General features: G+C 62.6%; 23 protein-coding genes. 4 read left to right on the top strand and 19 right to left on the bottom strand.

The window, feature by feature from the left end; translation table 11 throughout:
* Positions 1-187 precede the first annotated feature (187 nt).
* From EPO61_06675 to EPO61_06655, 5 genes are all read right to left on the bottom strand, one after another.
* A complete protein-coding gene (locus EPO61_06675; protein TAJ09273.1) occupies positions 188-604 on the bottom strand; it encodes a RusA family crossover junction endodeoxyribonuclease in 417 nt (138 codons plus the stop codon).
* Between the two features lie 166 nt (positions 605-770).
* A complete protein-coding gene (locus EPO61_06670) occupies positions 771-1,325 on the bottom strand; it encodes a hypothetical protein (GenBank protein TAJ09240.1) in 555 nt (184 codons plus the stop codon).
* The gene (locus EPO61_06665; protein ID TAJ09239.1) at positions 1,244-1,462 is read right to left on the bottom strand and encodes a DNA-binding protein; all 219 of its coding nucleotides are present in this window, start codon (positions 1,460-1,462) and stop codon (positions 1,244-1,246) included. Before EPO61_06665 ends, EPO61_06670 begins: the two co-directional genes overlap by 82 nt.
* Positions 1,463-1,562: 100 nt before the next feature.
* Positions 1,563-1,895 (bottom strand): zinc ribbon domain-containing protein, encoded by a 333-nt coding sequence (locus EPO61_06660; GenBank protein TAJ09238.1) that lies wholly within the window; start codon positions 1,893-1,895, stop codon positions 1,563-1,565.
* Positions 1,896-1,938: 43 nt separating this feature from the next.
* Positions 1,939-2,766 (bottom strand): ComF family protein, encoded by an 828-nt coding sequence (locus EPO61_06655; protein TAJ09237.1) that lies wholly within the window; start codon positions 2,764-2,766, stop codon positions 1,939-1,941.
* A gap of 88 nt (positions 2,767-2,854) precedes the next feature.
* Between EPO61_06655 and EPO61_06650 the strand changes: the two genes are divergently transcribed.
* Positions 2,855-3,541, top strand: a complete 687-nt coding sequence (locus EPO61_06650; protein TAJ09272.1) for an ABC transporter ATP-binding protein — start codon at positions 2,855-2,857, stop codon at positions 3,539-3,541.
* Positions 3,542-3,555: 14 nt separating this feature from the next.
* Positions 3,556-4,482 (top strand): dihydroorotate oxidase, encoded by a 927-nt coding sequence (locus EPO61_06645; protein ID TAJ09271.1) that lies wholly within the window; start codon positions 3,556-3,558, stop codon positions 4,480-4,482.
* A gap of 2 nt (positions 4,483-4,484) precedes the next feature.
* Here the strand turns inward: EPO61_06645 and EPO61_06640 are convergent, their stop codons facing one another.
* The gene (locus EPO61_06640; protein ID TAJ09236.1) at positions 4,485-4,757 is read right to left on the bottom strand and encodes a response regulator transcription factor; all 273 of its coding nucleotides are present in this window, start codon (positions 4,755-4,757) and stop codon (positions 4,485-4,487) included.
* Between the two features lie 233 nt (positions 4,758-4,990).
* Between EPO61_06640 and EPO61_06635 the strand changes: the two genes are divergently transcribed.
* Positions 4,991-7,663 (top strand): FtsX-like permease family protein, encoded by a 2,673-nt coding sequence (locus tag EPO61_06635; protein TAJ09235.1) that lies wholly within the window; start codon positions 4,991-4,993, stop codon positions 7,661-7,663.
* Positions 7,664-7,688: 25 nt separating this feature from the next.
* Here EPO61_06635 and bioB read toward each other — a convergent pair whose 3' ends face one another.
* From bioB to rplU, 8 genes are all read right to left on the bottom strand, one after another.
* The gene (bioB, locus tag EPO61_06630) at positions 7,689-8,747 is read right to left on the bottom strand and encodes a biotin synthase BioB (protein TAJ09234.1); all 1,059 of its coding nucleotides are present in this window, start codon (positions 8,745-8,747) and stop codon (positions 7,689-7,691) included.
* 77 nt (positions 8,748-8,824) lie between these two features.
* Entirely contained in the window at positions 8,825-10,225 is a 1,401-nt protein-coding gene (locus EPO61_06625) for a tetratricopeptide repeat protein (protein TAJ09233.1), read from the bottom strand.
* A 3-nt stretch (positions 10,226-10,228) separates the two neighbouring features.
* Positions 10,229-10,651 carry a ribosome silencing factor gene (gene rsfS, locus EPO61_06620; protein TAJ09232.1) on the bottom strand — a complete coding sequence of 141 codons (423 nt, stop codon included), beginning with the start codon at positions 10,649-10,651 and terminating at the stop codon, positions 10,229-10,231.
* Positions 10,629-11,321 (bottom strand): nicotinate (nicotinamide) nucleotide adenylyltransferase, encoded by a 693-nt coding sequence (gene nadD, locus EPO61_06615; GenBank protein TAJ09231.1) that lies wholly within the window; start codon positions 11,319-11,321, stop codon positions 10,629-10,631. The genes rsfS and nadD overlap by 23 nt, the downstream gene beginning before the upstream one ends.
* A 97-nt stretch (positions 11,322-11,418) precedes the next feature.
* Positions 11,419-12,540 (bottom strand): glutamate 5-kinase, encoded by a 1,122-nt coding sequence (gene proB, locus EPO61_06610; protein ID TAJ09230.1) that lies wholly within the window; start codon positions 12,538-12,540, stop codon positions 11,419-11,421.
* Positions 12,522-13,547 carry a GTPase ObgE gene (gene obgE, locus EPO61_06605; protein ID TAJ09229.1) on the bottom strand — a complete coding sequence of 342 codons (1,026 nt, stop codon included), beginning with the start codon at positions 13,545-13,547 and terminating at the stop codon, positions 12,522-12,524. The genes proB and obgE overlap by 19 nt, the downstream gene beginning before the upstream one ends.
* A 163-nt stretch (positions 13,548-13,710) precedes the next feature.
* On the bottom strand, positions 13,711-13,965 hold the full coding sequence (locus tag EPO61_06600) for a 50S ribosomal protein L27 (protein ID TAJ09228.1): 255 nt from the start codon (positions 13,963-13,965) through the stop codon (positions 13,711-13,713).
* Between the two features lie 22 nt (positions 13,966-13,987).
* A complete protein-coding gene (gene rplU, locus EPO61_06595; GenBank protein TAJ09227.1) occupies positions 13,988-14,302 on the bottom strand; it encodes a 50S ribosomal protein L21 in 315 nt (104 codons plus the stop codon).
* Between the two features lie 222 nt (positions 14,303-14,524).
* Between rplU and EPO61_06590 the strand changes: the two genes are divergently transcribed.
* Complete coding sequence (locus EPO61_06590; protein ID TAJ09226.1) at positions 14,525-15,439, top strand: branched-chain amino acid transaminase; 915 nt, start codon at positions 14,525-14,527, stop codon at positions 15,437-15,439.
* 106 nt (positions 15,440-15,545) lie between these two features.
* On the opposite strand, the gene secG is transcribed toward EPO61_06590, so the two are convergent.
* From secG to trpS, 5 genes are all read right to left on the bottom strand, one after another.
* Complete coding sequence (secG, locus tag EPO61_06585) at positions 15,546-15,911, bottom strand: preprotein translocase subunit SecG (protein TAJ09225.1); 366 nt, start codon at positions 15,909-15,911, stop codon at positions 15,546-15,548.
* Positions 15,912-15,939: 28 nt separating this feature from the next.
* Positions 15,940-16,710: a triose-phosphate isomerase gene (locus EPO61_06580; GenBank protein TAJ09224.1), complete on the bottom strand. Its 771-nt coding sequence runs from the start codon at positions 16,708-16,710 to the stop codon at positions 15,940-15,942.
* Between the two features lie 48 nt (positions 16,711-16,758).
* Positions 16,759-17,958, bottom strand: coding sequence for a phosphoglycerate kinase (locus EPO61_06575; protein TAJ09223.1), 1,200 nt, complete (start codon positions 17,956-17,958; stop codon positions 16,759-16,761).
* A gap of 28 nt (positions 17,959-17,986) precedes the next feature.
* Complete coding sequence (gene gap, locus EPO61_06570) at positions 17,987-18,991, bottom strand: type I glyceraldehyde-3-phosphate dehydrogenase (GenBank protein TAJ09222.1); 1,005 nt, start codon at positions 18,989-18,991, stop codon at positions 17,987-17,989.
* Positions 18,992-20,001: 1,010 nt separating this feature from the next.
* Positions 20,002-20,805 (bottom strand): tryptophan--tRNA ligase (trpS, locus tag EPO61_06565; GenBank protein TAJ09221.1); only part of this gene is annotated, 804 nt, incomplete at its 5' end.

The raw sequence follows: 20,805 nt of genomic DNA, 5'->3' as shown, positions 1-20,805 counted from the left end.
GCCTTGCCATGGGAACGGCACGCGTCTTGGCGCGCGCAGGGTGGGCGGGTGAGTAAGGTGCCTTTTTGAGCGTCCTGTCAGTCTCGAAGCTTGGCGAGTACGCCAAGCCTCCGGTAATGCGCTTGCCTCGCAGAGGCGTGAAGATGGACGAAAAGCAGCCGTTCCAGCCGAGACTTAAAAAGCTGGTCTATGCGGGGCGGAGCGACACGTCGATGCGGGGGTTGGTTGAATCTTGCTCTTTGTACAGATGAATCTCCACGATGCGGTTGTCGTTGAGGCCGAGGGCTTCGCAGAGGGCGTCCTGGGCGATTTTGAGCCCTCCGTCCACGTCGCGGCGGAGCGGGGAGACAAAATGGAAGTGGATGGAGAGGGCCAGAGGGCCGGATCCGAGGCTTTGGCGCAACGAGACTTTGTGCTGGGACTGGGCCAGGGCCAGGAGGACAAGCTGGGCCACTTGGGCCTTGTAGCCTCGCCCCACGGCCGAGAGCACGCGCCGGCCGTTGACCGTGGCATATTGGTGGTTGATGCTCGGAGGAACTGGCAGGGTGACCGAGAGGCTTGTCGCCGAGACGGTGGCTTGGCCGAGCGGCCCGGTGACTTGCAGCAGGACTGGCCTCGATCTGCGTCTGGATGTCGGGAACGAGGCCGACAGGATTGCGTGTGCCAGTTGGGACGGTTCAGCGGATAGAGGTTGTGTCTGCCGATAGGAGGTGAGGCGCAATGAAACGGCGACTTGGCGGGACGCAGGCTTTCGTGACGCGCGTGGCACGTTAGGTCGAGGAAAGCAGGTCGTAAATTTTGTTGAGGTTCTGCTCGTTCTTGTCCTCCGTCTGGCTCAAATACCGGCGCCAAGTGGAGGGGTTCCAGGCTTCCATGTGGTTGTAGAGTCCCACCAGGGTGATTTCCAGATCGTCTTCCACCGGCACGAGTTTGCGGAAGCGGCCGGGGATCAACACGCGGCCCGCCTTGTCCACGTCGGACGTGCCGATTTCCGAAACGACGAAGTGCATGAAGAGCCGCTTCTGGTCGTCGTCCAGCTTGTCTTTGGTCTTGTCCAGGAGCTTGGCCCACTCGGCCGAGGAGTAAATCAGCACCGAGTGCTCGCCCTTGAGGAAGACCACTCCGTTCCCCTGGGCCTGCACCAGCTCCCTGATGGGAGAGGGGATGATAAAGCGGCCTTTTTCATCCAGCTTGCAGAGGTACTCACCCGCGAACATGTGCGCGCTCCCTTGTCGGCATGGGGTTAGGCCCTGCCGGTCCGTCGAGTGGCCGATGTGGCGCGCCCTTGGAGCCACTGTTCCAGATCGGTGCGTGCAAACCGCCATTCCTTGCCGAGTTTAAAGGCCGGCATGTGGCGGTCTTGGATATACCGGTACAAAGTCCTGGGAGTGATCTTAAGGTACCGGCAGGTTTCTTCCGCCGTAAGCAGTTCGTTCTTGGCCGGTTTGGATGACAGTGCCATGGTTCCTTGTGCCGAGCCATCGTGGGGAGCAACGGTCTCACAAGGTGCCAGTATAGACAAGGTCGGGAAATTGTCAAGCAATCGGCCAAGTCAGTGCATGTCAGTCTATGTCAGTGGCTGCCGATGCCTCCCCATCCGACCCTGCCTCGTCCAGCGCCGCCTCCACGTCTTCGCCCATCTCCTCGCCCATTTTCTTCATGAAGCGGGCCATGCTCTTCGGGTCGTTTTCGTCCAGACCCCCGAAGTGGCTTGGGTCCGCCAAGGATTCCAGTCTGGCCCCCTCCGACTTGGGCGAGGCGAAGCGGGACAGGACTCGTTCCAGCTTGGCGCTTTGACAGTACTTGCAGGCGAGAGACGGGGGATGGCTGATGCTCAGGATCAGTAGGCTGTTCCGTTTCCCACAGTCCGTGCATCGGTATTCATAGATCGGCATGGCTTTTTTCTCGGGATGTCAGATAGACCTTGTGACGCTTCTACTATAGCGTGCGCGCCAGCGTGCAGACGTAGACGTCGGCTGCGCCGGCCTTCCGCAAGGCTTTGGCACATTCATTGACGGTTGTGCCGGTGGTAAAAATGTCGTCGATCAGGAGAATCCGCTTCTCGCGCACGTCGTCTGGACGCTGAACCGCGAATGCCCGGCGGAGGTTTTTCAGCCGTGCCGATCGGCTCAATTCCGTTTGGGGGACGGTCTGGCGCAGGCGGACCAGATTGTCGAACGACAGAGGGAGTCGGAGCTTGCGGTTCAGCCGGTCGGCCAGCAAGAGGGCTTGGTTGAACTCGCGCTCGCGCAAGCGGGAGGGATGGATCGGCACCGGCATCAAGAGATCGAGATGCTGCGGCATGGCCGAGGTGTGCCACAGGCTGCCCAACGCTTCCGCCAGGGTCACCTTGCCGCGATACTTGAAGAGGAGAAGCGCGTCCCGGAGCGGCGGGGTATAGGGATAGAGGGACCAGGCTTTGGTGTAGGCCGGGGGTTTCTTTCGGCACGAGCCGCAGATGTGATCGGGGCTGAAGGTCAGCGCCACGGGGGACGCGAAGGGGCGGCCGCAGCGGGGGCACGCGGGCCCGTCGATCGGACTGATGCCGCTCCAGCAGGACCGGCAGAAGAAGGGGACCGGGTCGTCGGTGAGAGCGGTGCCGCAGCCTGCGCACTCCACCGGCAGCACGATGTGCAGGAGACGTCTGAAAGCTTCGGTCAGGCCTTGCATCGAGTCTCCACCGAAGATATGCTCCTGTGGCTCGGACGAACCGGCAGCCCGAGCCGTTTTCTTGTAGGCAATCGGCGCAAGCTCTGTCAAGTCCAACGGCCCCGTCCTTGTGAGCTATGGCAGGTTGTGGTATACGAGTGGCGCATTGGTTCGGATGTCATGCGGCGATGATACCAGCAGGGGCGTGGTCAAGCTCGACCATATTTACAAGCAGTATGCGCAAGGGCGTGCGATTGTGACGGCGCTCCGAGACGTGTGTCTGGAAGTCGGCCCCGGTGAGTTTTGTGCGCTCATGGGTCCCAGCGGCTGCGGCAAGAGCACGTTGCTCAATCTGATCGGCGGGCTAGACCAGCCGACCGAGGGGACCCTGGCGATCGACGGGCGGGCCACGGCTGACTTCTCGGATGCGGACTGGACCAAGCTGAGACGGGAATGCATCGGCCTGGTGTTTCAGGCGTTTCATTTGCTGCCCGGTCTCAGCGCCGCGGAGAATGTGGCGCTCCCGCTGTTGTTGAGCGGCCGTGGCGGAGGTCGAGCGGGCCAGCGGGTGGCCGAGTGTCTTGATGCCGTGGGGATGCGCGGGCGGGAGCATCACCGCCCCGGCGAATTGTCCGGGGGCGAGCAGCAGCGGGTCGCGATTGCGCGGGCCCTGGTCCATCAGCCCATGCTGTTGCTGGCGGATGAACCGACGGGCAACCTGGACTCCAAGCAAGGGGCCGAGATCATCGCCCTCCTCCGGTCCCTGCCGCGGCGATTCGGTGCCACCGTGATCATGGCGACGCACAGTCGGGAGGCGGCGCAGCAGGCGGATACCGTGCATGGGCTTCGGGACGGCCGTCTTGAGTCGGGAGCGGGGAGCGCAGCGCTGTGACGGAGGCTAACCAGGTGGATTTGTCGACCGTTATCGCGGGCGTGCGGTTTGCCGGCTGCATCATGAACGCGGCGGGGGCGCGTTGCGTGACGCAGGCCGAGCTGGAATCCTTGGGGCGCTCGCGGGCCTGCGCCATCGTGACCAAGTCCATGACGCTGGAGCCGCGCCAGGGAAATCCGGAGCCTCGGTATTACGGATTTCCGAGCGGCTCCATCAATTCGATGGGCCTGCCCAATCTGGGGTATCGCGCCTATGCGAAGCTGATTCCCGATCTCAGGCGTTTCGGGAAGCCGGTCATCGCCAGCGTGGCTGGCTTGTGCGAAGAGGATTTTGTCTCGATCGCCACGCTCATCAACGAGAGCCGGCCGGACCTGGTCGAAGTGAACCTCTCTTGTCCGAATATTCCTGGAAAGCCTCAGATCGGCTATGACGCCGAAGCTTCGGAACGGTTGCTGGCTCGGGTGCGAAAGATACTGACCGTTCCCATGGGCGTCAAGTTGCCTCCCTATTTCGATCCGGTCCATCAAGAACAGATGGTTCCGGTGCTGGAGCGCGCCGGGGTGCAATTTCTCTCATTGATCAATTCGGTGGGGAACGGGTTGGTAGTGGACCCGGCCAGCGAAACGGTGGTGATCAAGCCAAAGGGGGGATTCGGAGGGCTGGGCGGGCCGCTGATCAAGCCAGTGGCCTTGGCCAACGTCCGGGCCTTCTGGAAACTGTTCGGAGGTCGGCTGCCCATTATTGGGACCGGCGGCGTCGTCACCGGCACGGATATTTTCGAACATGTCCTGTGTGGAGCCTCAGCTGTCCAGGTAGGGACGGTGCTGATGGAGGAAGGGCTTGGAGCGTTCGAACGGCTGGAGCGGGAACTGGCAGCTGTCCTGGAGAAGAAGGGATACCGGTCTCTGGAAGCTTGCCGGGGGAAGCTGAAAGAGCTCTAGGGCTAACGAGAGCCGAAGCTCTTCGGCAGCAGGCCATGAATCAGCGCTTGCCGCAGGAGCTGCGCGACGTTACGGACCTTCAAGCGACGCATCAGATTGAACCGGTGGACCTCGACGGTCCTCACGCTGATCCCCAGGTGCTCGGCCACTTCTCGGTTGGTCAGGCCTTGCGCGACCAAGCGAAGAATTTCTTTTTGGCGCGGTGTCAGCGTCCGGCTGGCTTTGGCTGAGGATCGGACTTTCGGCTTCGTTGTCTTTTTCGCTGCCCTGCGCATGACACCCCTCGTTCCTTGAGTAAGAATTTTCCTACAGACGCAACACTGTCAATCTAGCAAATCTGGTAGGCTCATGCAAGGGCCGAGAATGAATTAGTTAGGGCGTTCCACGAGCCAGGAATCTTATAGAAGACAATGTCTTCATATGTTTTCATCAATTGCGTACAAGTCCCACATGGTTACAGTGATCTCCGTTTCTTCATGGTTTCCTTTGCACATTCGCTGAGTCATTCATGGAAGTTCAACCTAAAGGTACTGGTCGCATGTTGAGAGCTGCGTGCTGGATCGCGAGCCGCCAGGTGTTCGAGCGGCCGGTGCGAACGATCCTGACGATCGCAGGTATCGCGCTCGGGGTGTCGGTGGCGATTGCGATCCCGACGGCCAACGAGGAAGTTCTGAAATCGTTCCAGGACACGGTCACTGCTGTCGCCGGGCGGGCGACGCTCCAAGTGTCCGGGGGAGAATTGGGTCTGGATGAAGGCCTGCTCCCGGCTCTCCTCGCTCATCCGGCCGTGACGTCGGCCAGCCCGGTCCTGTCTCAGGGGGGGAGGCTTGTGGCCGGCGCTCACCGTGGACAACCGATGCTTGTGATGGGTCTGGATTTGTTGGATGCGCCAGATCTGAAGGGGATCACGATGAGGACCGGGGGCGAGTCCGTGGAAGCGGCCGAACGATTCGATGCGTTACTGGCTCCCGACGCGATCTTTATCGGGCGGCGGCTGGCCGATGACTGGGGGTTGCACACCGGTTCTCCCCTCGATCTGCTGGTGGGCACCCAGGTCCATCACCTTGTGGTCAGGGGGGTGGTGGAATCATCTGGGGGCGGTATCTCAGCCTGGAGCCAGATGGCAGTCATGGACATTGCCTCGGCACAAGTCCAGTTCGGACTCGTTGGCCGGTTGGACCGCATCGATCTGGTAACCGATCCAAGCAACTCGGTGGCGGAGGTGGCGCGAGACATCCAAGCGATGTTGCCTCCGTCCCTGACGGTGAGTCGTCCCTCACGCCGGAACGAGCAAGTGGAGCGTATGGTCCGGGCATTTCAGCTCAACTTGGCGACGTTGAGCGCGGTGGGGCTGCTCGTCGGGCTGCTCATCGTCTACAACACCGTGTCGTTCACGGTGGTCCGCAAGCGGCGGGAGATCGGTATTCTGCGCGCCATCGGGATGTCGAGGCAAGGAGTGACGGGGCTGTTCCTGGTCCAGGCGGCTGTCATGGGGCTGCTGGGCGGCGTACTGGGAAGCGGATTGGGTGTGGTGCTGGCGCGAGGGTTGGCGGCGATCCTGTCACGGACGGTCTCGGACCTCTATGCGCCGGTGTCGGTGGCCGGCGGTGCCCTGTTGGCGGTGTCGCCTGCGCGAATCGGCCAGGGAATGATGGTGGGGATGCTGGTCTCGATGGCGGGCGCTCTCCTGCCGAGCCTGGAGGCGGGGCGGACGGTGCCCTCTCGGGCGTTGGCTCCCGGCTCGTATGAAGTTGAGCAGCACCTCCACGCCGGCCGGCTGGCGTGGATCGGTATCGGAGGGCTGTCTCTGGCCGGATTGCTGGCGCTCCCCGGTCCGATCGACGGACTGCCGTTGTTCGGCTATGCCTCCGCCTTTTGTCTCCTGCTCAGTCTGTCCTGCTTTGCCCCGGGGATCGTCGGTCTGATCAGACGGCTGCTGATGCGTCGAGAAATGGGCAGCGGCGGGTCTCGACGCCGGAGCGGATGGATCGGGAGGATCGGGGCGATCGGCCGACTCGCGATCGGGCAGGTGGCCCAGGCGCCTGGACGCAGCGCGGTGACGATTTCGGCCCTCATGGTGGCGATTGCCATCATGGTGGGGGTCGGCACCATGGTGCGGAGTTTCCGCTCGACGGTCGAACTCTGGATCAACCAAACGGTGATGGCCGATCTGATCGTGGCGCCCGCCTCCTGGCTGAATAGCGATGAGGCGGGGCTGCCGGCCAAACGTCTGCCATTGTCATGGGCCGAGAGATTGGCGGCGGTGCCGGGTGTGGCCGCCGTGGATCCCTATCGGCAGGTGCGGATGGAAATTCAAGGCCGGCCGGCTTCGTTGGTGGCCCGTGACTTGCGGCTGCATGGGGAGCGGAGCCGGTATCTCTTCCTGGCCGGCGATCCGGTGGAGACGCTCAACCGAACGGTATCCGGCCAGGGCGTGATCCTGTCCGAAGTGCTGGCCCGCACCTTGGACGTGGGCCCCGGCGGCTTGCTCCGCATGATGACACCGGCCGGCGAGCGGTCCTTCCCCATCCTGGGGGTGTTCTATGACTATGCCACGGATGGCGGAAAAGTGGTGATGGACGGAGCGCTCTATCGCCGGTTCTGGCCGGACGAAACGGCGACGGTCTTTGCTCTGTATCTCGATCGGCGCGAAGACGTCGCGCTTGTCCGTCAGCGGGTGCAGGAGCTGGCGGCCGGGCTGGCGGAGGAGGAGCGCGCCATTGCCGTGATCCCGAATGTAGAGCTGAAGGCGGACATTCTGGCGATCTTCGACCGGACGTTCCGGGTCACCTATGCGCTGGAGCTCATCGTCGTGATCATCGCGTTGCTGGGCATTGTCAACACGCTGCTGACATCGGTTTTGGAACGGCAGAAGGAGCTGGCAACGTTGCGGGCAATCGGCGCGGGTCGGCGGCAGATCGAAGGGCTGATTCTCGGGGAATCCTGCTATCTGGCGGTGCTGGGCGCGTTGCTCGGGCTGATCGGGGGCGGGCTTCTCTCGGTGCTACTGATCAACGTGATCAATACGCAGTCGTTCGGATGGACGATTCAATGGACCCTTCCGGTCGGCCTCCTGGCGGAAGCGATCGGATTGGCCTTGATCGTGGCATTGGTGGCCGGCTATGCGCCGGCCCGCTGGGCCGGCCGGCAACCGCTGGTCGAGGGGTTGCGGTACGAGTAATCAGACAGGTATGGCCCGGAAAGCCTCACCGGGCCTGGAACATGGGAAGCGGCGTCGCCGATGGTGTGTGCTGTGCCGAGGTTGGCGGCTGGCTCCCTTCGGGCGTCAGGTAGTCCGCTTCAACCTCGAATCCCAGATCGGAGATCATGCGCCAGGCTTCAGGGGCCGGCTGTCCCGGCGTCGTGAGGTAGCCGCCGACGAAGAGGGAGTCGGCCGGGTAGAGGGCGAGCGGCTGGAGCGTCCGCAAGTTGAACTCCCGTCCGCCCGCGACGCGGATTTCCGTTCTCGGGTGGAGGAACCGGAACAGGCACAGCACTTTGAGGCAGCGCTGGGGGCTGAGGGCCTGGGTCTCGGCCAGGGGGGTGCCGGGAACCGGGTGCAACGTGTTCAGTGGAATCGAGTCCGGCTTCACGTCGCGCAGCGCGAACGCCAGGTCCACGATGTCCTCGTCCCGTTCTCCCATGCCGATGATTCCGCCCGAACAGATTTCCAGTCCCGCGTTCCGGGCGGCATCGATGGTCGTCAACCGATCCCGATAGCTGTGCGTCGTGCAGATGGTCTCGTGGTAAGCCTCGCTCGTGTTCAGATTGTGATTGATCCGGTCGACGCCGGCGGTTTTGAGGGTCTGGGCCTGTTCCTTGTTCAGGAGCCCCAGAGAGCAGCAGACCTGGATGGGAACCTCGCGCTTGATGGCCCGCACGGCTTCGGCGATCTCGGCGATTTCACGATCCAACGGGCTTCGCCCGCTGATGACGACGCAATACCGCTGGGCTTTGGCCTGGGCGGCCCGCCTGGCTCCCTCCACCATGTCGTGCCTGGGGAGGAGGCCGTATTGCTCGATGTCGGCCGTGGAGACGGCGGACTGGGAGCAGTAGTGGCAGTCTTCCTGGCAGGCGCCGCTCTTGGCGTTCAGGAGCATCTGCAACCGGACTTTTCTGCCGAAGTACCGTTCGCGCACGAGAAAGGCGGCGTCCAGTAGGTCCAGCAGCCGTTCGTCCGGGGTGGCCAGTACGGCCAAGCATTCGTCACGGGTGAGTGCTTCGTCTCGCAACGCCTTCTCTGCCAGTAGATGAAAATCAGACATGGTCCCTCTCCGCATGGTCAACGCCGGCCCCGTCTCGGTCGTCGGTTCCGGGCAAGAATTCGATCGGGATGCGCCGGCTACACGGTTTCAAACGGTGACGTGAGGCCTCGGTAGGACAGGGCGCGGGATTCCATCTCATGATCCTCCCGGGGGAACTCCGTCGCGGACGCATCCACCCAAGGCAGCGCCGTATAGGTATTCCATTGGCCGCAACGGCCGCAGCGTCCCGACCAGTCGGACGATTCGTGACGGCAGGAGCTGCAGAGATAGGGGACCACTACGCGCTTTTTGAATCCCAGGGCTTTTTTCAATGCCTCGACCGCGTGGTCCATCTGTTGCTTCCGCAGGTAGAGGTTCGCCATGATCTTGTGAAAGTCGGCCATTTGATCCTGGGGCCCTTCCAGGGTCGAGAGCAGGTCGAACGCCTCGTCGATCATCTCCAGCCGGTAATACAATTTCCCGAGATAAAACCGCAAGGCCGGATTCTGGGGGTCGCGCTGGCAGGCCTCCTGATAGACCCGGATGATCTCGCCCGGCTCGCCGATCTCCAGATACAGCTCTTCCAGTCGGTGCAGAATGATGAGGTTCCCGGTTTTGACGTACACTTTCTCCAGGATTTCTGCGGCATTCCTGGTCTTGCCTTCACGGACGAGGAGTTCGCCCAAGCCGATGTAGGCCGGCAAGAAGCTCTTGTCCCGCTTGATGGCGGCGCGGAACGAGTGGCGGGCTTTCTCGGGATGGCCGCGCTCCAGCCACTGTCGGCCCACCTCGTAGGTGATGCCGACCAGGAGCCTGGTCTCGGCCCGCTGATCCTGTTCCGATAGATGGGCTTTCACCAGCCGCTGTTGGATCTCCAGCGCGTCGCTCCACTGTTCGAGGCGAATGTACAGGTCCCGCTTGCGCATCAGCGCGCTGAGGTGTCCCGGGTCGAGCTTGAGGATGTCGTGCAGGACCTGCAGGGCTTCCTCGAACCGCTTGGCCCCTTCCAGGTCCATGGCGAGCGCGAGGAGGACCTCTGCGTTGCGTTCGTCGATGCTGCGCGCCTTGCGATGCAGGCGGATGGCTTCCGGATAGTTACGTTCCGCGCGATAGAGGTTGCCCAGCCAGAGCAGAGAATCGGCATGGTTGGGGTCGAGCGCCAGGGTCTTTTCAAACAGGCCGATGGCCTCGGCGGTGCGTTTCGATAGGAAGGCGTGCATGCCTTCCCGGTGCAGGGCGTCCACTTTCTCCTCGCGCCGGCGCAGTCGCGAAGTTTTCCAGTTCAGAATCAGATGCTTGGTCTCCCGGACGCCGACCATCAGGGTGACGATCAGGGCTCCGGCCGCCATGGACAGGAGCATCAGCGTAATCGGGTTGAGGTCCAGGGCCTCCGTCGGACTGATCCGGATGTTGACGAAGCCGGGATTGAGCTCTTGGAAGTACCCGTAGATCAGGGCGGCGCTGATGATGAGGAAGACTGTTAAGAGGAGCCGGAACATGCGCTATCCTTGCTTGCGCACGCGGCGCGTGCGCGGCTTGGCCGCCGGCAGGGGACTGACCGCCGGAGTCTGGAGCGTGGCAGGCAGTCGAACCTGCCTCGCATCGGCCCACAAGTGCTCCAGTCCGTAGTGCGCGCGGATGTCGGAGCGAAAGATATGGGCCACGACATCCCCGAAATCGATCAGAATCCATTGCGCCGTCGACGCGCCTTCCATGCTGAGCGGAGGGTGGCGCCGGCCGGACAGGGTCTGGTCGATATGATCCGCGATGGCCTTTACGTGGCGCTCCGTCTCCCCGGAGCAGAGAATTAAGTAGTCGGCCACGGAAGTCAGCTTGGCGACATCAAGGACAAGGACGTCGTCGGCCTTCTTCTCGAGGGCGGCCTGTGCGATGGCGAGTGCGTTAGCCTTCGACTCTGGTGCGATCTGGTGCCTCCTGATAGAGCCGGTGTCGCATTATATAGGATTCCACCAAGGCGGGCAACAGGTTTGACAGGGGTAGGCGCTCTCGAAGCCGGCGCCGAATGTCCGTAGCGGAGGCCTCGCAGGGGGGGAGGGCGAGGAGGATAAGGCTGGTTCCCCCAGGCAGGGGGATATCGAGACGGCCCTGGCCCTGGGAGTCGATGTGCGCGAGGGCGGCGGGGTCGAGGGGGGGCAGCATCGGCAGGGCCCTCAACGCGGTAAAGTGACAGAGGGGGCGCGACACCACGACGAAATGGCAAAGGCTCAGCAGGCTCGGGGCATCTTTCCAGGTATGGAGCTCGAGAAACGCATCGAGCCCGATCAGGAAGAACAGCTCGGCGCCAGGCCCGTACTGTTCTTTGAGGGTGCGGACGGTTTCGATGCTGTAGGATTTGGCGGGACGCCGGATCTCCAGTTCTGACGCCTCCAGGGAAGGCTCGCCGGCGATGGCCAGGCGGACCATCTCGAGGCGGTGGAAGGCCGGCGCCAGGGTGCCCAGGGGTTTATGCGGTGGATCGCCCGAAGGAATGAGCAGCACGCGGTCCAAGTGCAGCAGGTCCCGCACCTGTGTGGCCACGGCGACGTGGCAGCGGTGAACCGGGTCGAACGTTCCGCCGAACAAACCGATCTTCATACAACGACAAGGCTGAACACGGAACGCGGAACGATGAGTTTGGAAATTCGCCCCCCCCCTGTTCCCAGTTCGGCATTCATCCTTCACCGTTCATCGTTTAGAGAATCACCAGATTATCCCGGTGGATCACTTCGCCGTATTCCTGCCGGCCGAGCGTCTTTTGTATCTCGGCAGTTTTCAGGCCCTTGATCCGGCCCAGGGTCTCGGCGGAAAAATTCACCAGCCCCTTGGCGAACTCCTTGCCGTGACGGGTGAGGCATGTGACCGCGTCGCCCTGGCCGAAATCACCGGCCACGGCGAGGATTCCCGACGCCAGCAGGCTTTTCCCGCGGCGCACGAGGGCCTCTTCGGCCCCTTCGTCCACCGTGATCTGGCCTTTGCCGCGCAGGGTAAAGGCGATCCAGTGTTTCCGGTTGGTCAGGCGGCGATCACGGGGCAGAAAAAAGGTTCCGCCGGGCCCGCCCCGCAAGGTCGTTCCGAGCAAGCCCGGGCGTTCCCCGTTGAGGATCAGCGTCGGCACGCCGTATTCCGCCACCTTCTTGGCCGCCTGGATCTTGGTGGCCATGCCGCCGGTCCCTTCGAAGCTGCTGGAAACCCCGGCGCGTCGTTCCACATCCTTCGTGATATCCGTGACCAGGGGGATGAGGGTTGCGGAGGCATTCCGACGCGGGTCTTCCGAGAACAGCCCGTCCACGTCGGACAGGATCACCAGGAGATCGGCATCCACGAGGTGCGCCACCTGGGCCGCCAGGGAATCGTTGTCGCCGAAGCGGATTTCGTCCACGGCCACCGTGTCGTTCTCGTTGATGATCGGAATCACCTCGAACTCGATCAGGGTGGTCAGCGTGTGTCGGGCGTTCAAGAACCGGCGCCGGTCCGCCAGGTCCTGGTGCGTGAGCAGCACCTGGGCGACCCGCTGCTGCAGCGGTTCAAAAGCCTTTTCGTAGGCCCACATCAGCCGGCTTTGACCCACGGCGGCGGCGGCCTGTTTCACGGGCAGGCTCTTGGGGCGTGTGGTCAACCCCAGTTTTTGGAGTCCCGACACGATGGCGCCCGACGAGACCAGGAGCACCTCACGACCGTCCGCCTTGATCGCCGCGATCTCCTCGGCCAGGCGTTCGATGCGCTCCGGCCGGAGCCCGACGCCCTGGGATGCCACGAGGCTGCTCCCGATCTTGACGACGATGCGCTTCGCCCGCTTTAGGAGATGGTCGCGCATGGGGTTCTCAAGGATTCGACTTGCTGCCCGACGTAGGTGACCAAGGCGTCGAGTCCCTCCCTGGTCGCCGCCGAAATCGCGAAAAAGGGGATCTTGCGCCGTTTGCAGGAGGTCTGGAGGCGGCGCAGATGCTGCTCATCGCCTTTGATGTCGAGTTTCGTGCCGACGACCGCGAAGGGCTTCGATGGCAGCCGCTCATCGTAGGCCGCGAGTTCCTTGCGGAGGATCGCCAGACTGGCGACGGGATCCTCCGTGGCCCATTCGGAGACGTCGATCAAATGGAGCAGAAACGTGGTGCGCTCGATGTGCCGCAAAAATTGAAGCCCGAGCCCCTTGCCTTCATGGGCCCCTTCGATGAGGCCGGGAATGTCGGCCACTACGAAGCTGCGGTCCTCTTTCCAGGCCACAACGCCGAGGTTGGGGGTCAGCGTGGTGAAGGGGTAATCCGCGATCTTGGGATGCGCCGCCGAAATCGAGGCGATCAGGGTGGACTTGCCGGCGTTGGGGAACCCCACCAGCCCGACGTCGGCCAGGAGTTTCAGCTCAAGCGAGAGCCAGCGTTCCTCACCGGGGGTGCCCTGGTCGAATCGGGTGGGGACCCGGTTGGTGGAGGTCGCGAAGTGCTGGTTGCCGCGGCCGCCTCTGCCCCCGCGGGCGATGACCTGGCTCTGGCCGTCGGCCGTCAAATCGGCCAGGATCTCGCCGGTGGCTTCGTCCGCGACGATGGTGCCGACCGGGACGGTGATCGTCACGTCGTCCGCCGTGCGGCCGTGGCAGTTGGACCCCCCGCCTGGCCCGCCGGCTTTGGCCTCATACAGTTGCTGATAGCGGAGGTCCAGCAATGTGGTCAGGCGGCGCGAGGCGACCATGACCACGCTGCCTCCATTGCCCCCGTCTCCTCCGTCCGGTCCGCCCTGGGGGACATACTTCTCCCGCCGGAAACTGCAGACGCCGTTCCCGCCGCGGCCGGCTTTGACGAAAATCCTGACTTGATCGACGAACAACATGGCGGTCCAGTCCTTCACAAGGGCAATGCATGAGGCGCGGGCGCCGCGACAGCGTTCGTTCCCGTCTGCCGGCGAACCCGCGTGCCTGGAGGATCAAACTGGAAAAGAAAGAAGGGGACGAGAGCGGAGTGGTCAGATGCGGCGTCGCGAGCGAACCCGCGGCTCAGGCGGGCGGGTAGACGCTGACCTTCTGACGGGCGCGACCGCCTTCGAACTTGACGACTCCGGTGACTTTGGCGAACAGGGTATGGTCCCGACCCAGGCCGACGTTGAAGCCGGGAAAGAACTTGGTGCCCCGCTGCCGGATGATGATGCTCCCGGCCTTGATCAGTTCCCCGCCGTAGGCCTTGACCCCGAGGTACTGGGGGTTGCTGTCACGACCGTTCCTGGATGATCCGCCGCCTTTGTTTGTTGCCATGGCTTTTTCCCCGTGCCTTCCCTTATGCCGTTTCGATTCCGGTGATGCGGACCTCGGTGAAACATTGCCGGTGGCCCTTGGTGCGCCGATAGTTCTTGCGCCGCTTCTTCTTGAACACCATCATGGAACGGGTCCGGCCTTGTGCGATGATCTCGGCGGTGACGCGGCCCCGTTCGACCCACGGTTTGCCGACCAGCAAGCCCTTGTCGCCCTGGATCAAGCGCACCTGCGTGAGTTCAACGGTGCCCCCGACGTCGCCGGCGAGCTTTTCGACCTTCAAGATTTCGCCGGGCTGGACCCGATACTGCTTCCCCCCGGTCTCCACAATTGCGTACATGACTCGTCTCCTTACGTGTACAAGACCTTGCTTTGTAACATAGTGGTTTTGGAGGTGTCAAGCGATGATCGAGCTCTCGGCGCCTGAAGGTGATAGGGGTGCATCGCCTGGCTGCAATTCGGCCTGGGCCTGCCTTCGTTGACAGGCCCAGAACCCGCTGCTATAGTGGCCCAGGCGACGTGCCGAAGACGAAAATTTCCATTCTGAACGGGGTGTGCGGTCGTGCTGCAGCCGAGCGAAAAAATCTGGATGGACGGGGCCTTCGTGAACTGGGCGGACGCCTCCGTTCACGTGCTGACCCACTCGCTCCATTATGGGCTCGCAGCGTTCGAAGGCATCCGCTGTTACAAAGGGCGGCAGGGATCGTCGATCTTTCGCCTGAAGGAACATGTGGATCGGCTGTACGAGTCGGCCCATATCGCGATGATGAAGATTCCCTACGACCGCAAGCAGCTTCTTGACGCGATCGTGGAGACGGTGCGGGTCAATCGGCTCGACGCCTGCTACATCCGTCCCTTGGTCTTCATCGGGTATGGAGCGATGGGGGTCTATCCCGGCGACAATCCCATCCGCGTGGCGATCGCCGCCTGGCGGTGGGGTTCGTATCTGGGAGAGGACGCGCTGGCCAAGGGCATCAGGGCCAAGGTGTCCTCGTTCACGCGCCATCACGTCAACGTCACCATGACCAGGGCCAAGGTGTCCGGCTACTACGTTAATTCCATCATGGCCAAGCAGGAGGCCAAGGCGGACGGGTATGACGAAGCCATTCTGCTCGATCCGGACGGGTATGTGGCGGAAGGCACGGGCGAAAACATTTTCCTGGTCCGCAACGGGGTGCTGAAGACGACGCCACTCACGTCGATCCTGGAAGGCGTGACGCGCAATTCGATCATGCAGTTGGCGCGTGAACGAAACATCCCCGTGGTCGAGGAACGTTTCACCCGCGACGCCATGTATGTGGCCGACGAAATTTTCCTGACCGGCACGGCGGCGGAAGTCACGCCGGTCCGGGAAATGGATGGGCGCCGGATCGGAACCGGTGTGCCGGGCCCGATCACGAAAGACCTGCAGAAAACCTTCTTCGAGATCGTCCGCGGTGAAGAAACCGCCCACGCCTCCTGGCGGACGCCCGTCTAGCTCAGCCTTCAGCGATCAGCTCTCAGCAACCGGAAACGAGGGAGTGGACTCTGTCCGCTCCCCCGACCTGTGGCTTATGGCTGACTGCTGAAAGCTGAGTGCTCGTTTACGGCGCGGTCGGAGCGGCGGGTGCGGCATCGCCGCCGGCCGGGGCCTGCGACGAGTCCTTGGGCTTGGCGTCTTGCGCGGGGGCGGCAGTGGAGGTGCTTTTCTTGTTGAGGTCGATGACGGTGGAGGAGAAGGTCCGTTCCTTGGACAGTATGGCGAGACTGAGCGAGGTCAGCATGAAGATGATCGCGGCGGCGACGGTCACTTTGCTGAGGAACGTCCCCGGCCCGCGGCTGCCGAACACCGTCTGGCTCGACCCGCCGAATGCGGCCCCGATCTCGGCCCCCTTCCCGGCTTGCAACAGGATGGCGCCGATCATCAGGAAACAGACGATGACATGAAGGATCACGGCCAGGGTGTACATAGGACTCCTCTTTCCCTCGCAGCGCGGGTTAGCCTTGTCGGGCCTGCGCGGAGGCGATGATTGTAGCAAACGACTGTGGGTCCAGACAAGCCCCTCCCACCAGGGCCCCGTCGATTTCAGGCGCGGCCAGGAACTGCCCGGCATTCTCCGGCGTCACGCTCCCGCCGTACAGAATGCGAACCGGCTCGGCCTCCCGCGTGTTCCATCGTTCGGTCAGGACCTTGCGCAGCGTGCGATGGACTGCCGTCGCCTGGTCGGCGGACGCAGCCCGTCCGGTGCCGATCGCCCATACCGGCTCATAGGCGATGGCGACGGCTCCCAGGCTCTCGCCTGCCACTCCCTCCAGTCCCCGAAGAAGCTGATGGGTTACGATCCGGTCGGTCTGCCCCGCCTCCCGCTCCGTCAGGGTCTCTCCGATGCACAGGATCGGGCGCAACCCGTGTCGCAGCGCGGCCTGCACCTTCTTGTTGATCCCCTCATCCTGCTCGCCGAAGATGCGCCGGCGCTCGGAATGGCCCAGGATCACGTAACGGCAGCCGAGTTCCTTCAACATCGGCGCCGAGACCTCGCCGGTGAAGGCGCCCTTGTCTTCCCAGAACAGATTTTGTGCGCCCAGCTCAAAGGGAAAGGCGGGCAGCTCGGCCTGTGCCGTGGCCTGGAGGGCTGTAAAGGGAGGGGCCAGCACGACTTCCACGTCGTCGGTGGCCTGGGCCAGCGCGGATAATCGATACACGAAGGCCACCGCTTCGGAGGCGGTCTTGTGCAGCTTCCAGTTGCCCACGATCAGGCGTTTGCGCACGCTCTCCTCGTGGAAGGGTGGTGGGTGTGTCGGATGCCCGAGCCCGGGCTAGTCGGCACGCTTCGGCAACGCGGTGAGGCCCGGCAACTCCTTGCCTTCCAGCAACTGCAGCGCCGCGCCGCCGCCGGTGGAGATGAACGACATGCTCTCGGACTCGCCGGCCCGGTGGACCGCCAGGGCCGTATCGCCGCCGCCCACGATGGTCAAGGCGTAGGCGTTGGCCACGGCGTGCGCCATTGAGAGAGTGCCGCGGGCGAAGGCATCGGTTTCAAACATGCCCATGGGGCCGTTCCAGAGAATCGTCTTTGCGTTCTGGACCGCTTCGCTGAACAGTTTCACCGAGGCGGGGCCGATATCCAGCCCAACCCAACCCTTGGGGATCTCCTGCACGGGGACCAGTTTGGTTTCGGCGCCAGGCTCCAGGCTGGCGGCCACGACACAGTCTACCGGAAGGTAGAACTTGACCCCCCGCGAGAAGGCATGTTCCTGCACGCCGCGGGCGAAGTCCAGCATGTCGTTCTCGACCAGCGAGTTGCCGATCTCGTAGCCCATGGCCTTGATGAAGGTGAAGGCCATGCCGCCGCCGATGATGACCTTGTCCACGCGCTTGCCGAGGTTCTCGATGACGCCGATCTTGCCGGACACTTTGGCTCCGCCCAGAATCGCCACGAAGGGGCGCATCGGGTTGGCCACCGCGCCTTCCAGGTATTCGATCTCTTTCTTCAGCAGGTAGCCGGCGCCCGACTCCTTGATGAACTTCGTGATGCCGACGGTCGAGGCATGGGCGCGGTGGGCGGCGCCGAACGCGTCGTTGATGAACACGTCGCCCAGCGACGCCAGGGCTTTGGAGAACGCTTCGTCGTTCTTTTCCTCTCCCGGATGGAAGCGCAGGTTTTCCAGGAGGAGGACGTCGCCCGGCTTCATCTTGGCGACCATCTTCTCAACCTCCGGGCCGATGCAATCCGGGGCAAAGAGGACGTCCTTGCCGAGGAGCCGCTGCAATCGCTTGACCACCGGAGCCAGGCTGTAGCGGGGGTCCGGTTTGCCGTTGGGGCGGCCCAGGTGCGAGCAGAGGATCACCTTGGCGCCTTCGTCCACGGCGCGGTTGATCGTGGGCAGGGTGGAGCGGATACGCGTGTCGTCGGTGATCTGGTGCGAGTCGTCGAGCGGGACGTTGAAGTCCGCGCGGATGATCACCCGCTTGTTGTGCAGAACCAGGTCGTCGATCGTCTGTTTGTGCAGGTTCATGGCGTGCGTTGTATCCTGGCGGTGGGCCTCAGCCCTTCGCAGCCACGAATTTGATGAGATCTCTGACGCGGCAGGAATAGGCCCACTCGTTGTCGTACCAGGCGATCACCTTCACCATGCGATGGTCCATGATGGTAGTCAAGGGCGCGTCGAAGGTGGCCGAGTGGGAATCGCCGTTCTGGTCCGTGGACACGATCGGCGCCTCGGAATATTTCAAGATGCCCTTCAAGGGCCCTCCCGCCGCCGTCCGGAACGCGGCGTTCACCGAGGCCAGGTCGCAGTCCTTCTCCGTTTCCACGGTCAGGTCCACGACCGACACGTTGGGCGTGGGGACGCGGATCGCCATGCCGTCCAGCTTGCCCTTGAGTTGCGGCAGGACCAGATGCAGCGCCTTGGCCGCGCCGGTGCTGGTCGGGATCATCGAGAGCGCCGCCGCCCGCGCGCGCCGCAGATCCTTGTGGGGCAGGTCTAGGAGCTGCTGATCGTTGGTATAGGAGTGAATCGTGGTCATGATCCCGTGCTTGATGCCGAAGTTTTCCAACAGCACTTTCGCCACCGGCGCCAGGCAGTTGGTCGTGCAGGAGGCGTTCGAGATGACGTGGTGCTTGGCCGGGTCATAGGTGTTCTCGTTCACGCCCAACACCACGGTCACGTCCGCGTCCTTGGCGGGGGCCGAGATGATCACCCGCTTGGCGCCGGCGGACAGGTGCTTGCCCGCGCCCTCGCGGTCCGTGAAGCGGCCGGTGGACTCTACGACCAGGTCCACGTTCAATTCCTTCCAGGGCAGCTCCTTCGGGTCCTTGACGGCCAGAATCTTGATCGACTTGCCGTTCACCACCAGTTCGCCGTCGCTGGGGTGGACGTCCGCGTCCAGCGTGCCGTGCACCGAATCGTACTTGAGCAGGTACGCGAGCGTCTTGGCGTCCGTCAGGTCGTTGATCGCGACAAATTCCAATTGCGGGTCGTTGAGCGAGGCGCGGAAGACGTTCCGCCCGATCCGGCCGAACCCGTTGATTCCAATACGAATAGCCATGGTCCGTTCCAATCTCCATGAAAGAAAAATGCCGGCCGAATTCCGACCGGCAGGAGGGGTGAATGTTACTCAGGCGGGCAGCCGAAGTCAAGCCGTTTCAGGCTGCTGAAAATGTCCCCCAACTTTGTTCTCGGGCGCTCGAACCCCTCAACGAACGGAACGGCAAAGCTGAAGGCAAAGTACCTATCCGCTCGCATGTGATCGAAGCGAGCGGATCAAGCGAAGCTTGGTATGTACCTCCTCGGGGTCCTCACGCCCTGCGGCCTCGCCACGGGTAGAAAGACACGTCTTGGCGTGCCTGGGGTTGGGTGGGTGTGAAGGGGCCATTTTGAGCAGCCTGTAGGGTGAAGAACTTGGGACGCGGCCTGCGGCAAGTTGTGTTCCGCCCCCTCGGGTGATCGGCGGCTTAGTCTTCTGCCCAGCCTTCGTGGGGAGGGTGGGGGGGAGAAAATGCGATGAGAAAGTGAGCTAGGTGGTTAAGATTTCCTGTGGACTCATGACTGTCACGCCTAATTTGTCTAAAATGGTTTGTCTTTTTCGCAATAATTCCGAGTCCTTGGTCAAAAAAACATCGCGTTTATTGAGTTTGTGCGCCATCAGATGGCAGGCATCCCCTCTCTTGCTTTCATAGCTGCGTCCAAGTAGCTGCGCGTTTGGCCAAATCGTTTCCACTAGATCATCGATGTCCTTATCCTGAACACGATGCAGGCCTGGGCTGCCAGGGATAAAGTCCAGTCCAGTGCCTACGTTGCTTCGTGAATCAGACTCTCGCCCACCAATTTTATTACTAGCCGCATTATTTCCCCTGTCTTATCTTCAAAATCGGTGGTGCCTGAATAGTAGAGCTTGAAATGTCCCAATTTTGTCAGATCGATGAGCCGATCAAAAAGGTCTGCGCCTGTGCGATTTGTCGCTTTATCAAGTAGGAAGTTTGTGTCGAGCGTGAGAGTTCTCGGTGAGCGAGGCGTGCCCATAAGAGAAATGAAATGTCGAGGGCGATCTGATAAGGCTCAAATCTTCATAGCCTCTTTCACTTCTTCCAGCGTCTGATGTGCGATTTTCGCGGCGCGTTTGCTGCCTTCCTGCGCGATTTCCTCGACCTGATCCGGCTGGGCGGTCAGTTTGGCCCGGTTCTCCCAAATCGGCACGAGGCGTTCCACCATCGCGTCGGCGACGAGCTTCTTGCAGTCGATGCAACCGATCGCGGCGGTGCGGCATTCGGTATTGATGCGGTCCTGTACCTCTGTGGTCGAATAGATCTTGTGGAAGTCGTAGACGGGGCAGATGTCGGGATTGCCCTTGTCCGTGCGTTTGACCCGCGCCGGGTCGGTCACCATGGTTTTGAGTTTCTGGCGCACGACCGGCTCGGCGTCGGAGAGGTTGATGGTGTTCCCGTAGCTCTTGCTCATCTTGCGGCCGTCGGTGCCGAGCACTTTGGGGAACTTCGTCAGGTGTTCCATCGGCTCGGGAAATACCGGCTTGTAGAGGCTGTTGAAGCGGCGGGCGATCTCGCGCGTCAGTTCCAGATGCGGCAGTTGGTCCTTGCCCACCGGGACGAAGTCCGGCTTGTAGATCAAGATATCGGCGGCTTGCAGCACCGGGTAGCCGAGGAAACCGTAGGTGGAGAGGTCCTTCTCCTTGATCTCGTCCTGTTTCTCCTTGTAGGTGGGGTTTCGCTCCAGCCAGGGGATCGGCACCATCATCGAGAGCAGCAGGTGCAGGATCGCATGGTCGGGGACGCGCGATTGGATGAAGACCGTGGCGCGCTGCGGATCGATGCCGGCGGCGAGCCAGTCGATGAGCAGCTCGCGCGA

The sequence above is a fragment of the Nitrospirota bacterium genome (assembly GCA_004296885.1).
Classification (GTDB): domain Bacteria; phylum Nitrospirota; class Nitrospiria; order Nitrospirales; family Nitrospiraceae; genus SYGV01.
Note: the sequence above shows the minus strand (reverse complement) of the source record. Positions and strands in the feature narration are given on the sequence as shown.

Coding starts and splice junctions, on each gene's coding strand:
- obgE (TAJ09229.1), bottom strand. CDS start 13,547: ATGTTGTTCGTCGATCAAGTCAGGATTTTCGTCAAAGCCGGCCGCGGC.
- rplU (TAJ09227.1), bottom strand. CDS start 14,302: ATGTACGCAATTGTGGAGACCGGGGGGAAGCAGTATCGGGTCCAGCCC.
- secG (TAJ09225.1), bottom strand. CDS start 15,911: ATGTACACCCTGGCCGTGATCCTTCATGTCATCGTCTGTTTCCTGATG.
- EPO61_06660 (TAJ09238.1), bottom strand. CDS start 1,895: ATGCCGATCTATGAATACCGATGCACGGACTGTGGGAAACGGAACAGC.
- EPO61_06625 (TAJ09233.1), bottom strand. CDS start 10,225: ATGTTCCGGCTCCTCTTAACAGTCTTCCTCATCATCAGCGCCGCCCTG.
- EPO61_06665 (TAJ09239.1), bottom strand. CDS start 1,462: ATGGCACTGTCATCCAAACCGGCCAAGAACGAACTGCTTACGGCGGAA.
- bioB (TAJ09234.1), bottom strand. CDS start 8,747: ATGTCTGATTTTCATCTACTGGCAGAGAAGGCGTTGCGAGACGAAGCA.
- EPO61_06670 (TAJ09240.1), bottom strand. CDS start 1,325: ATGGCGGTTTGCACGCACCGATCTGGAACAGTGGCTCCAAGGGCGCGC.
- EPO61_06575 (TAJ09223.1), bottom strand. CDS start 17,958: ATGAACCTGCACAAACAGACGATCGACGACCTGGTTCTGCACAACAAG.
- EPO61_06600 (TAJ09228.1), bottom strand. CDS start 13,965: ATGGCAACAAACAAAGGCGGCGGATCATCCAGGAACGGTCGTGACAGC.
- EPO61_06640 (TAJ09236.1), bottom strand. CDS start 4,757: ATGCGCAGGGCAGCGAAAAAGACAACGAAGCCGAAAGTCCGATCCTCA.
- nadD (TAJ09231.1), bottom strand. CDS start 11,321: ATGAAGATCGGTTTGTTCGGCGGAACGTTCGACCCGGTTCACCGCTGC.
- proB (TAJ09230.1), bottom strand. CDS start 12,540: ATGCGCGACCATCTCCTAAAGCGGGCGAAGCGCATCGTCGTCAAGATC.
- EPO61_06635 (TAJ09235.1), top strand. CDS start 4,991: ATGGAAGTTCAACCTAAAGGTACTGGTCGCATGTTGAGAGCTGCGTGC.
- gap (TAJ09222.1), bottom strand. CDS start 18,991: ATGGCTATTCGTATTGGAATCAACGGGTTCGGCCGGATCGGGCGGAAC.